Origin of the sequence: Tenacibaculum discolor (genome assembly GCF_003664185.1) — a bacterium.
GTDB classification, from domain to species: Bacteria; Bacteroidota; Bacteroidia; order Flavobacteriales; family Flavobacteriaceae; genus Polaribacter; species Polaribacter discolor.
The window spans coordinates 56,956-69,909 of sequence record NZ_RCCS01000011.1 but is presented as its reverse complement, the minus strand read 5'-3'; the positions used below and the strand labels follow the sequence as shown (position 1 = coordinate 69,909).

Below are 12,954 nucleotides of genomic sequence, written 5' to 3'. Positions count from 1 at the left end.
AAATAAAATGACACAAAAAAGTATATATCTTTCTTTATTGCTACTCCTTTTAATCAGTTGTTCTTCAAAAGGAGAAGAAGAAAGTATATACACTCCTGTTCCTGCTAATTTAGAAATCCCTGAATTATTTCAACAAAAATTAATCGCTCCTGTTATTCCAACTAACAACCCTTTAACAGAAGAAGGTATAACACTTGGTAAAAAACTATTTTTTGATCCAATTTTATCAAAAGATAACACACAATCTTGTGCTAGTTGTCACGACCCAAAAAATGCTTTTACAGATGACACTCGTTTTAGTGAAGGAATTGACGGTAAATTTGGAACACGAAACTCAATGCCGCTATTTAATTTAGCTTGGAACTTCGATGAACGTTTTATGTGGGATGGAAAAGAACTCAGTATAGAGCGTCAAGCATTCTCACCTGTTCGTAACCCAATTGAAATGCATAGTGATTGGAAAAATGTAGCTAAAAAACTACAAGAACACGCTGAATATCCCACACTTTTTCAACGAGCTTATGGAACATCTAAAATAGATTCAACCTTAGTCACTAAAGCGATTGCTCAGTTTGAAAGAACCTTAATTTCAGGAAACTCAAAGTTTGATCAATACCTTCTAGGCAAGGTCGAATTAACACCTGAAGAACAAAACGGATTTAATGTATTTATGGATGAAACCAGAGGAGACTGCTTTCATTGTCATGGAAGCGACAACAATCCTTTATGGACAGACAATAAATTCCATAACAACGGTTTAGACGAAACTTTTGCCGACATAGGTTTAGGCGCTGTTACCGGTGACCCTAACGATAATGGAAAATTTAGGAGTCCATCCTTACGAAACTTAAAGTTTACAGCCCCATATATGCACGATGGGCGATTTGCTACTTTAGAAGAGGTAATTAACCACTACTCTGAAGGATTAAAAAAATCTTCTACAATCGATCCTCTAATGAAAAAAGCCAATCAAGGAGGTGTACAACTCTCAGATAAAGATAAAGCCGACTTAAAAGCTTTTCTTTTGAGTCTTTCCGATGCTAATTTTGTAAACAATCCTGATTTCCAACAATAATCTTCTAACAATCAGCAAGTAGATTTATAGTATAGACAATTTTTATCGCTTAATAACTATATTCATTTCAAAAAATGATATAAATCATATTTTGTCATTATCTTTGCAGTCACTTAGATTTAATCTATTTAAACGATGATAAAAGTTTCAGACACAGCAAAAAAGAAAGTCATTGAACTAATGACTGATGACGGATTTGATACTACAACCGACTTTGTTCGTGTTGGGGTGAAAAGTGGCGGTTGTTCAGGATTATCATACGACTTAACTTTTGACAAAACCCAACAAGAAAACGATAAGGTTTTTGAAGATAACGATGTAAAAATTGTTGTTGATAAAAAAAGCTTTTTATACTTAGTTGGAACAACTTTAGAATATTCTGGAGGTTTAAACGGTAAAGGGTTTGTATTTAACAATCCTAATGCTAACAGAACTTGTGGTTGCGGAGAGAGCTTCTCTCTATAAGCCTATACATCACAAAAAGAATACAAAAAACTGATGAGTAAATACACCGAGGACGATTTAAGAGAAGAATTAAAAACCAAAGAGTACGAATATGGTTTTTATACTGATATTGAAAGTGAAAAGTTTCCTAATGGGATAAACGAAGATATCGTTCGTGCCATTTCTAAAAAGAAAAACGAGCCAGAATGGATGACTGAATGGCGTTTAGAAGCTTTTAGAATTTGGGAACAAATGGAAGAACCAGAGTGGGCTAATGTTACCTATAAAAAACCGAGTTTTCAAGATATTTCTTACTACTCAGCTCCTAAAAAGAAACCTAAATTAAACAGCTTAGATGAGGTTGATCCTGATTTACTAGCCACTTTTGAAAAATTAGGGATTTCTTTAGAGGAACAAAAGAAACTAGCTAACGTAGCAGTTGATATTGTAATGGATTCTGTTTCTGTAGCTACTACTTTTAAAGAAACACTTGCTGAAAAAGGAATTATTTTTATGCCTATTTCTGAAGCAATTCAAGAGCACCCAGAATTAGTAAAAAAATATATTGGTTCAGTTGTACCACCAACTGATAACTTTTATGCTGCATTAAACTCAGCTGTATTCTCTGACGGATCTTTCTGTTATATTCCAAAAGGAGTTCGTTGCCCAATGGAGTTATCTACTTATTTCCGTATCAATGAAGGAGGAACTGGTCAGTTCGAACGTACTTTAGTTGTTGCTGATGAAAGCAGTTACGTTTCTTATTTAGAAGGATGTACTGCTCCGCAACGTGACGAAAATCAATTACACGCAGCAGTTGTTGAGCTTATTGCTTTAGACGATGCTGAAATAAAATATTCAACAGTTCAAAACTGGTTCCCAGGAGACTCAGAAGGAAAAGGTGGAGTTTTCAACTTTGTAACCAAGAGAGGATTGTGTGAAACCAATGCTAAGATTTCTTGGACACAAGTTGAAACAGGTTCAGCAATTACATGGAAGTATCCAAGTTGTATTCTTAAAGGGAATAATTCAGTAGGAGAATTTTATTCAATTGCTGTAACTAACAATCATCAACAGGCTGATACTGGTACCAAGATGATTCACCTAGGAAAGAATACTAAGTCAACTATTATTTCTAAAGGAATTTCAGCAGGTAAATCACAAAATAGTTACCGTGGTTTAGTGCAAGTAAACTCTAGAGCTGAAAATGCTCGTAACTTCTCTCAATGTGATTCTTTATTAATGGGTAATGAGTGTGGTGCACATACTTTCCCTTATATCGAAGCTAAAAATAAATCAGCTCAAATAGAACACGAAGCTACTACAAGTAAAATTGGTGAAGACCAATTATTCTATTGTAATCAACGTGGTATTGATACTGAAAAAGCTATTGCATTAATTGTAAATGGATTTAGTAAAGAAGTATTAAATAAGCTACCTATGGAGTTTGCTGTAGAAGCTCAAAAGCTATTAGAAATTAGTTTAGAAGGAAGCGTTGGCTAACCAAAAAACCGCAATAAAATGAAAAAAATATTTTTATTAGCTCTTACGACTATTATTGCATTTAGTTGTAAAAATGCCGAAAAGAAGCAAACAACAGAAGAAAAAACAGTTGAAAAGCCTCAAGTAAAACTTCATGTTTTAGATGGAGGTTCAATTTTAGTTAACAAACTTGAAGTTTTTTCTCAAGATACAACATACACAGGACAGTCTAAACAATTTTCAGATGCTTACTATGTAATATCTCACCCTAAAGGAAATTTAATGTGGGATGCTGGTTTACCTGAAGCACTAATTACTGACAAACCTTTTACAGAGCCTAGTGGTACTTTTACTTTACAACGTAAAGACTCATTAAAAAACCAATTAAAATCTATTGGTTTAACTGTTGATGATTTTAAATACTTTGTATTATCTCATCCTCATTTCGATCATACTGGTCACGCAAATTACTTAAAAAACGCAACATGGTTAGTTCAGGAGAACGAATATAATTTTATAACTAATGACTCTGCAAAAGTTAAAGATCCTGACACTTATAATTCTATTAAGGAATTAAAGAATGTAGAAAAAATTAATGGTGACCATGACGTTTTTGGAGACGGCACAGTAGTTATCAAATACATGCCAGGTCATACAATAGGTCACCAAGCTTTATATATTGAAGCTGGTTTAGAAAAACCTATCTTATTAACAGGTGATTTATATCACTTTGAAGAAAATAGAGAAACTAAAGGTGTTCCTTCTTTTAACTACGATGTTGAACAAACTCTAGAAAGCATGAAAAAGTTTGAAGCTTTCGCTAAAGAAAAGAATGCTGAGGTGATTATTCAACACTCACCAAAAGATTTCAAAAAATTACAAAATCTATTAAAAAAGTAACTATACAGTAATGTTAAAAATAGAAAACTTACACGCACAGGTAGAAGATAAAGATATTCTTAAAGGAATTAACTTAGAAGTAAAAGCAGGAGAGGTTCATGCAATTATGGGACCAAACGGTGCAGGTAAAAGTACCTTATCATCTGTTATTGCTGGTAATGAAACTTACGAAGTAACTTCTGGTTCTATTGAATTAGAAGGTGAAGATATTAGCGAATTAGCTCCTGAAGAAAGAGCTCATGCTGGTGTGTTCTTATCATTTCAATATCCAGTAGAAATACCTGGTGTTACTGTTACAAACTTTATTAAAACAGCAATTAACGAATCACGTAAAGCTCAAGGTTTAGAAGAAATGCCTGCTAAAGACATGCTTAAGAAGATTCGTGAAAAATCAGAATTATTAGAAATTGATCGTAAATTCTTATCTCGTTCTTTAAACGAAGGGTTTTCTGGTGGTGAGAAAAAGCGTAATGAGATTTTTCAAATGGCAATGTTAGAACCTAAACTTGCTATTTTAGATGAAACAGATTCTGGTTTAGATATCGATGCTTTACGTATTGTTGCTAATGGAGTTAATAAATTAAAATCTAAAGACAACGCTGTAGTAGTTATTACTCACTATCAACGTTTATTAGAATATATCGTTCCTGATTACGTACATGTTTTATACGATGGAAAAATCGTTAAAACAGGTGATGCTTCTCTTGCTCTAGAGCTTGAAGAAAAAGGGTACGATTGGATTAAAGAAGAGGTAAATAGTTAGAAAGGTTGAAAAGTAAAAAGTGTTAAGTTGCCTTTAATTACAAGCAATTTTTCAGCTTTACAAACTTTTATACTTTATAAACTTTACAACTAAAAACAATGGAGTTGAGAGAAAAAATATTATCATCATACGTAGCTTTTGAAGACAGTGTAAACATCAATTCAGATTTACACGAAATAAGAACAAAAGCTCTACAAAATTTTGAAAAACTAGGCTTTCCTACTAAAAAATTAGAAGCTTGGAAATACACTTCTTTAAATTCAGTTTTAAAAGAAGATTATAGCATATTTCCTGACAGAGATGCTTCAGTAGAGTTTGCTGATGTAAAAAAATATTTCATCCACGAGATAGACAGCTATAAAATAGTTTTTGTAGATGGAAAATACAGCTCTTTTTTGTCAACTACTACTCATGATGGAAAAGATGTTTGTTTATTATCTGCTGCTTTTTCAAAAGAAAAGTACAAGCCTGTTGTTGAAAAATATTTTAACAAAATAGCAAAACAAGATAATTTAACATCTTTAAATACTGCATTTGCTACTGAGGGTGCTTTTATTCACATTCCTAAAAATGTTGAAGTTGAAAAACCTATTCAGATAATTAACTTTACTACAGGTAAAGAACATGCAACTATGTTACAACCACGTAACTTAATTGTTGTAGAACAAAATGCACATGTTCAAATTATTGAACGCCACCAAAATCTTAATAATAATGCCGTTTTAACGAATGCAGTAACTGAAATTTATACAGATACTCATGCTACGGTAGACTATTATAAGATTCAAAATGACAATAATGATGCTTCTTTAGTTGACAATACTTATATTGAACAACAAAAAGAAAGTACTTGTTCTGTACATACATTTTCTTTTGGTGGAAATATTACTAGAAACAACTTGAACTTCTACCAAAAAGGAGAACATATTAATTCTATTCTAAAAGGGATTACTATTATTGAAGGGAAACAACATGTTGACCATCATACCTTAGTAAATCATATAGAACCTAACTGTGAAAGCCACCAAGACTACAAAGGTATTTATGATGATCGTTCTACTGGTGTATTTAACGGTAAGGTTATTGTTGAGAAAGAAGCTCAGAAAACCAATGCTTATCAACAAAACAACAATGTTTTAATTAGTGATAAAGCAACCATAAATGCAAAGCCTCAGTTAGAAATTTTTGCTGACGATGTAAAATGTTCTCATGGGTGTACTATCGGTCAGTTAGATGATCAAGCATTATTCTATATGCAACAAAGAGGTATTCCTAAAAAGGAAGCAAAAGCTTTATTAATGTATGCCTTTGCTAATACTGTTTTAGAAAGTGTTAAAATACCAGAGGTTAAGAAAAGAATTACCAAATTAATTGCCAACAAATTAGGCGTTAACATTGGTTTTGAACTATAAAAACAAATAAAAAGGCATTATTAACATAATGCCTTTTTTATTATTTAATGTTAGAAATAATACTCTTTATTTGTGACAAAAGGACTCTTTTATCTCTATAAATTCCTATTAATTTTACTCATTTAGCTTCTAATTTGTTTTTCTTATCTTTAAAAGAAACAATTCTATTATGAATAACTCACTTAAAACAGTTGCTTTAATTTCTGGAATAGTAATTATAGCATATGGAATATACACTCTTTTTAAACCGGAAACTCAAATTTCTATTGGAGATGTAGACCTAATAAAAGCTCAAGACAATACCAACTCATATATTACAATTGCTATCGGCATTGTTATAGCTGCGTTAAGTTCAATCATAGGAAAAAAATAAAAAACTGTATTTTTTTTAAATTAAAAAACCACCTTTTATGGGTGGTTTTTTAATTCTATAAAATTTTATGTAATGAATTAAATCAGTCTACGTCAAAAGTACCGTAAACTAATTTATTTACTTAAAATTTAAAAAATGCGAAAAACAATTACCTTCACTTTTACATGTTTACTACTTTTCGTAAGTATTCAATCACAAGCACAAACTGATGTATATGATGCTCTTTTAAAAACCTACGTTAGCCCACAAGGAGATGTAGACTACAAAGGACTAAGAAAGAACCGTGCCTTATTAGATATTTACATTAAACATTTAGAGAATACTATACCAAGTGATAAATGGTCCTCAAATGAAGCTAAAGCTTTTTGGATAAATGCCTATAATGCATACACTATTAAATTAATTTTAGATAGTTATCCTTTAAAGAAAATTACTGATATAAAACGTAAAGGAAGAAATGCTTGGAAAATTCCGTTTGCATCAATTGGTAAAAAATTATACTCACTTGACTACATTGAACATAAAATACTTAGAAGATGGTATGACGACCCAAGAATTCATGTTGCGTTGAACGCTGCTTCTAAATCTGGTCCTAGATTTGTAAACTTTGCTTTTACAAAAAACAATGTAGAAAAGGAGTTAAAAAACTTGATGAAAGCTTTTATAAATGACTCTACAAAAAATAAAATAACCTTAACAAAGGTTGAAGTGTCAAAAATATTTCAGTGGTACCAAGAAGATTTTACTTCTCGTAATACCTTAGTTGATTATATTAATAAATACTCCGATATTAAAGCTAATGATAATGCTGAAGTTGTGTATTTAGAATACGATTGGAACTTAAATAGCAAATAATTAATATTTCCCTTTATTGTAAAAAGTAACGGAAATAATTATTTTTCCGTTGCTTTTTTTATACATGTTGATCTATTAAAATTGTATTTCCATCAGGATCAAAGAAAACGATGCTTGCAGGCCCTTTAGTATCTTTATCTGCTTCTCTTTTTAACTTGATATGGTTTTCTCTTAAATGCTTTTGAATATCTCTTACATCATCAAAATCATCTAACGTGTTTGCGTTTTCATCCCAACCTGGGTTAAATGTAAGTATATTGTTTTCAAACATTCCTTGAAACAAGCCAATTAATGAGTTTCCATTTTTCATAATCAAATAATTCTTTTCTAAAGCACCTGCAAAAACAGTAAACCCAAGCATTTCATAAAAATCTTTTGATTTATCAATATCTTTAACCGATAAACTAATTGAAAAAGCCCCTAATTTCATAATCTATTAATTTTAATTTCTTTCTTCAAAAGGTATAATAATTCCTTTTTCCACATAATTTTTAAGCCCATTTAATAACAATGCCCAACAATAAGACGAGTGCTTAAAATGATTGTTTTGTTCTACCCAACCTTTATGAAAAAAATGCACCCAAGTTATTCCTTCATCTTTTTCAAACAAATCAAAACCGAAAGTAGTTGGATTCCAATCTTCATCCGACTTTGTCATTTTTATATAAAAAGATTCATTTTTTTTATACTTAACTACCTCTCCATACCAATTATATGGCTCTCCAAAGAAAAAATTATATTCTGCTCCTAACTCAGGTACTCCACTACATTTTAATGGCCACCAATGAACCAAATCATCTGGATTTGTGATTGCTTTAAAAACTTTATTAGATAACTCTTTTATAGGAAAGTTATGGTAAACAGTAAATCCTTCTTCAGTAACTTTCATAATTAGTTGATTTTATAGCTATTAAAGTTACTAAAAATTTAAACAAAAAAAATCCTGCACTTTCGTACAGGATTTCATATCTATAAAACCTAATTTTGGTTTACATTTCTAAGGCTTTCTTAGGATTGTTATCCATTAATAATTCTACTGGGTTTTCTAACGCTTCTTTTACAGCTACTAAGAAACCAACAGATTCTTTACCATCGATAATTCTATGGTCGTAAGATAATGCTACATACATAATTGGCTGAATCACTACTTCTCCATTCACCGCCATTGGACGATTTACAATATTATGCATTCCTAAAATTCCACTTTGTGGAGGGTTGATAATTGGTGTAGATAACATAGAACCAAATACACCACCATTAGTGATAGTAAACGTACCACCTGTCATTTCATCAACAGTAATTTGACCATCACGTGCACGTAATGCCAAACGTTTTACTTCACTTTCAACTCCTCTAAATGTTAAGTTTTCAGCATTTCTAATAACAGGAACCATTAATCCTTTAGGACCTGATACTGCAATAGAAATATCTTGGAAATCAAACGATACCATTTCTTTACCATCGATCATAGAGTTAACAGCTGGATACATTTGTAATGCACGTACAACTGCTTTTGTAAAGAAAGACATAAAACCTAAACCTACTCCGTGTTTTGCTTTAAATTCTTCTTTATACTCGTTACGTAAATCGAAAATTGGCTGCATGTTTACCTCGTTAAACGTAGTTAACATTGCTGTTTCATTCTTTACAGAAACTAAACGTTCAGCAACCTTACGACGTAACATTGATAATTTTTTACGCTCTGTACCACGAGATCCCATTCCTGGAGTTCCCATTGAAGGTACTGCATTTACAGCGTCTTCTTTAGTTACACGACCGTCTTTACCTGTTCCTTTAACATCAGATGCACTAATTCCTTTTTCAGCTAATACTTTTTTAGCTGCTGGAGATGCTGTACCTGTTGCATATGTTTCTTTAGCTGGTTCAGCTTTAGGTGCTTCTTTTTTCTCTTCAGCTTTTGGCGCCTCAGCTTTTGGTGCTCCAGTTCCTTCTGGTTTTGCAGCATCCATATCAATATGACAAACTACTGCACCTACTGCTACTGCATCACCTTCTTCAGCTTTTAAAGTGATTATTCCGCTTTCTTCCGCAGGCAATTCTAACGTTGCTTTGTCAGAATCTACTTCAGCAATTGGTTGATCTTTCTCAACGTAATCACCATCTTCAACTAACCAAGTTGCAATTTCTACTTCTGTAATTGATTCCCCCGGAGAAGGAACTTTCATTTCTAAAACCATCAGTTCTAAATTTTATATATCTGAATTATTTTATTTCTTTTATTTGGGCGTTCCCTATCGGGTCGGGCTTTTCGCGCTACATGGTAGCTTGCTACAATCCCTTACGCATTTTAATTTTTAATCAAAAACCTTATCTATAATAGCTTGATGACGTCTTTTAAAACGTGCACTTGAACCTGCTGCTGGTGCCGAACGATACTCTTCCGAAGCACATTCTAACCTAGCTAATTCAAAACGTTCTAACATATAACCCCAGGCTCCCATATTTTTTGGTTCTTCTTGTGCCCAAACGTAACGCTCTACATTTGGATACTTATCCATTACCTCTTTGATCTTATCATTGTGTAATGGGAATAATTGCTCTATACGAACTAAAGCTACATCTTCTCTTCCTAATTTTTCACGCTCAGCTAATAAATCGTAATAGAATTTACCTGTACAGAACACCATTTTCTTAGCTTTTGATGTATCGATAGTATCATCAATTACTTCTTGGAAAGTTCCATTTGCTAAATCTTCAATAGAATTTACAGCTTTTGGTAAACGTAATAAACTTTTTGGTGTGAAAACAATTAATGGTTTTCTAAAATCACGTTTCATCTGACGACGCAAAATGTGGTACATGTTTGCTGGTGTAGAACAGTTTGCTATTGTCCAGTTATCAGTTGATGATGATTGTAAGAAACGTTCTATTCTTCCTGACGAGTGCTCTGGTCCTTGACCTTCATACCCGTGAGGTAATAACATTACCAATCCGTTTTGTAACTTCCATTTATCTTCTGCTGAAGATATATATTGGTCGAACATAATTTGTGCACCGTTGGCAAAATCACCAAACTGAGCTTCCCAAATGGTTAAGGTATTTGGAGCTGCCATTGCATATCCGTAATCAAAACCTAATACGCCGTATTCTGATAAGTGAGAGTTATAAATTGTCATCTCTCCTTTATTCTTTGGGTTAGTGTTTAATAAATTAACACGCTCTAAGGTTTCTTCATCACGCATAATTGCATGACGGTGAGAGAATGTTCCTCTTTCTACATCTTCTCCAGAAATACGCACATCGTATCCTTCTTCTAATAACGTACCGTATGCCAAGTTTTCAGCAGTACCCCAATCTAATAAATTATCTTCAAAAACCATTTTTTCACGTCCCTTTAAGATACGTTCTGCCTTACGAACAAATTTATGTCCTTCTGGTGTTTTTGAAATAACTCTTGCGATTCCTTTTAAGTCTTCTACCGAATAAGTTGTATCTACAGGTTGTAACATTTCTTGCAATTGCTTGCGTACAAACCCTTCCCATACATCAGGCATGAATTCTTGAATTTTAGACGTTTCTTTCTTTTTAGATTCTGAAAACTCAGCTTCTAAATGCGCCTTAAATTCATCTGTAATTTTCTGTAAGTAGTCCGCTGTTATGCTTCCTTCTTCAATTAATTTATTTGCATAAATTTCTCTTGCATTTTTATGCTTAGAAATTGCTTTGTATAATTTTGGTTGCGTAAAACGTGGCTCATCACCTTCGTTATGCCCATACTTACGATATCCTAATAAGTCAATAAAAATATCTTTATTGAATTTCATACGATATTCAACTGCCATTTCCATTGCGTGACATACTGCTTCTGCATCGTCTGCATTTACATGTAGTACTGGAGACAACGTAACTTTAGCTATATCTGTACAATATGTACTTGAACGCGCATCTAAGTAATTGGTTGTAAACCCTACTTGATTGTTTACCACAATGTGAATAGTACCTCCCGTTTTGTATCCATTTAATTGTGCCATTTGCACAACTTCGTACACTATTCCTTGAGCTGCTACTGCCGCATCACCATGTACTAAAATTGGAAGTATTTTATTTTCGTTCCCTTCGTAGTCTTTATCTATTTTAGCTCTAACGATTCCTTCTGCAACAGCATCAACTGTTTCTAAGTGAGATGGGTTTGGAACTAAGTTCATCTTCATCTTTTGCCCACCTTGATATGCTTTACTAAGCGTTAAACCTAGGTGATACTTAACATCTCCATCTATTTCTTGATCTTCAAAGTCTTTACCTTCAAACTCACTAAATAGATCGCGAATTGGTTTTTTGAAGATGTTCACTAAAGTATTTAAGCGTCCACGGTGTGCCATTCCTAACACACACTCTTCTACTCCATATTCTTCTGCTGCATCTCTTAAAGCTACACTTACTCCTGGAATTAATGTTTCTCCTCCCTCAACAGAGAATCGCTTTTGACCTACATATTTTGTTTGTAAAAAACTTTCAAATGTTGAAGCTTGGTTTAGTTTCGTAAGAATATATTTCTTAGACTCTACATCGTAACTAGGATGGTTTGCGTTTTTATTTAAACGCTCATTCCACCACTTTAACTCTTCAGGATTTCGTACATACATGTACTCTACTCCGATGCTTTCGCAGAAAACAGACTTTAAGTAGTTAATAATTTCTGCTAAACTTTTAGGTCCTATCCCTAAAATTTCTCCTGCACTAAAAACCTTAGATAAATCTGATTGATTTAACCCAAAATTTTCAATATCTAATGTTGGGGTGTAAGTTCTTCTATTTCGTACTGGGTTTGTTTTGGTAAACAAATGACCACGGGTACGGTAACCATTGATTAAATCGATTACTAAAAATTCTTTACGTACTTCTTCAGGGACTTCTACCGAAACTTCTTCATCTGTTAATGAGTAATTCTCGTTAGCCAAATCATATCCTTGAAAAAAACTTCTCCAACTTGGTTCTATCGCATCAGGATTTTTTTGATATTGTTCATACAAATCACCTATAAAACCTGCATGTACTGCGTTTAAGAACGAAAACTTGTCCATATATTTTGTTATACTTTTCTATCTATAAGAATAATGGTGACAAAAGTACAACTTTTACGAAAAATACCATTCCTTTTTAGTCTAATTTTAAACTCTTTAACGAGTATTCGCTTTTTGTTAAATTTCAGTTAAAAGCATCTTTCCTGTAAAAAATAAATAACTGAAATTCAGAAACAAAAAAAAATACATATACTTTTTATTAAAAATAATTTGCAGATATAAAAAAAGCACTTAAATTTGCACTCGCATTTTAAGACAAGTATGTTTTAAATTCCTCCTTAGCTCAGTTGGTTAGAGCATCTGACTGTTAATCAGAGGGTCCTTGGTTCGAGCCCAAGAGGGGGAGCAAAGGCAACGTAGAAGCCGATAATTTCTACAACACATATATATTGTTCTATATGAACATTCCTCCTTAGCTCAGTTGGTTAGAGCATCTGACTGTTAATCAGAGGGTCCTTGGTTCGAGCCCAAGAGGGGGAGCAGAAAAGCAAAAGCCAATCTATAAATAGATTGGCTTTTTGTTTTAACTAAACTTAAAGTTCACGCAGCTGCCTTATCTACTTAAAAAATAAACTTGTCCGCTGTGTTCTCATATATTCAAAAATTAA

The 12,954-nt window shown here is 32.8% G+C and carries 12 protein-coding genes and 2 tRNA genes; 10 read left to right on the top strand and 4 right to left on the bottom strand.

The window, feature by feature from the left end; translation table 11 throughout:
- Window positions 1–7 precede the first annotated feature (7 nt).
- From C8N27_RS15150 to C8N27_RS15115, 8 genes are all read left to right on the top strand, one after another.
- Entirely contained in the window at window positions 8–1,075 is a 1,068-nt protein-coding gene (locus C8N27_RS15150; RefSeq protein ID WP_206512796.1) for a cytochrome-c peroxidase, read from the top strand.
- 135 nt (window positions 1,076–1,210) lie between these two features.
- A complete protein-coding gene (locus C8N27_RS15145) occupies window positions 1,211–1,540 on the top strand; it encodes a HesB/IscA family protein (RefSeq protein ID WP_099214669.1) in 330 nt (109 codons plus the stop codon).
- A gap of 33 nt (window positions 1,541–1,573) precedes the next feature.
- The gene (sufB, locus tag C8N27_RS15140) at window positions 1,574–3,022 is read left to right on the top strand and encodes a Fe-S cluster assembly protein SufB (protein WP_099214670.1); all 1,449 of its coding nucleotides are present in this window, start codon (window positions 1,574–1,576) and stop codon (window positions 3,020–3,022) included.
- A gap of 18 nt (window positions 3,023–3,040) precedes the next feature.
- Entirely contained in the window at window positions 3,041–3,901 is an 861-nt protein-coding gene (locus C8N27_RS15135; RefSeq protein WP_121148587.1) for an N-acyl homoserine lactonase family protein, read from the top strand.
- A gap of 10 nt (window positions 3,902–3,911) precedes the next feature.
- Complete coding sequence (sufC, locus tag C8N27_RS15130) at window positions 3,912–4,664, top strand: Fe-S cluster assembly ATPase SufC (protein WP_121148584.1); 753 nt, start codon at window positions 3,912–3,914, stop codon at window positions 4,662–4,664.
- Between the two features lie 98 nt (window positions 4,665–4,762).
- The gene (gene sufD, locus C8N27_RS15125) at window positions 4,763–6,076 is read left to right on the top strand and encodes a Fe-S cluster assembly protein SufD (RefSeq protein WP_121148582.1); all 1,314 of its coding nucleotides are present in this window, start codon (window positions 4,763–4,765) and stop codon (window positions 6,074–6,076) included.
- Window positions 6,077–6,245: 169 nt separating this feature from the next.
- Complete coding sequence (locus C8N27_RS15120; RefSeq protein WP_099214677.1) at window positions 6,246–6,449, top strand: hypothetical protein; 204 nt, start codon at window positions 6,246–6,248, stop codon at window positions 6,447–6,449.
- Window positions 6,450–6,584: 135 nt separating this feature from the next.
- A complete protein-coding gene (locus C8N27_RS15115) occupies window positions 6,585–7,304 on the top strand; it encodes a DUF547 domain-containing protein (RefSeq protein ID WP_121148580.1) in 720 nt (239 codons plus the stop codon).
- A 58-nt stretch (window positions 7,305–7,362) separates the two neighbouring features.
- Here C8N27_RS15115 and C8N27_RS15110 read toward each other — a convergent pair whose 3' ends face one another.
- The 4 genes from C8N27_RS15110 to C8N27_RS15095 form a co-directional block, all read right to left on the bottom strand.
- Window positions 7,363–7,734 carry a VOC family protein gene (locus tag C8N27_RS15110; RefSeq protein ID WP_121148578.1) on the bottom strand — a complete coding sequence of 124 codons (372 nt, stop codon included), beginning with the start codon at window positions 7,732–7,734 and terminating at the stop codon, window positions 7,363–7,365.
- Between the two features lie 12 nt (window positions 7,735–7,746).
- Window positions 7,747–8,193 carry an SRPBCC family protein gene (locus C8N27_RS15105; protein WP_121148576.1) on the bottom strand — a complete coding sequence of 149 codons (447 nt, stop codon included), beginning with the start codon at window positions 8,191–8,193 and terminating at the stop codon, window positions 7,747–7,749.
- A gap of 100 nt (window positions 8,194–8,293) precedes the next feature.
- On the bottom strand, window positions 8,294–9,502 hold the full coding sequence (gene odhB / locus C8N27_RS15100; protein ID WP_176550547.1) for a 2-oxoglutarate dehydrogenase complex dihydrolipoyllysine-residue succinyltransferase: 1,209 nt from the start codon (window positions 9,500–9,502) through the stop codon (window positions 8,294–8,296).
- A gap of 117 nt (window positions 9,503–9,619) precedes the next feature.
- Window positions 9,620–12,346, bottom strand: a complete 2,727-nt coding sequence (locus C8N27_RS15095; RefSeq protein WP_121148574.1) for a 2-oxoglutarate dehydrogenase E1 component — start codon at window positions 12,344–12,346, stop codon at window positions 9,620–9,622.
- A gap of 272 nt (window positions 12,347–12,618) precedes the next feature.
- Here C8N27_RS15095 and C8N27_RS15090 point away from each other — a divergent pair.
- Together C8N27_RS15090 and C8N27_RS15085 are read left to right on the top strand one after the other, a co-directional pair.
- Window positions 12,619–12,692 (top strand) — tRNA-Asn (locus C8N27_RS15090).
- A 60-nt stretch (window positions 12,693–12,752) separates the two neighbouring features.
- Window positions 12,753–12,826: transfer RNA gene (locus C8N27_RS15085), tRNA-Asn, on the top strand.
- Window positions 12,827–12,954 lie beyond the last annotated feature (128 nt).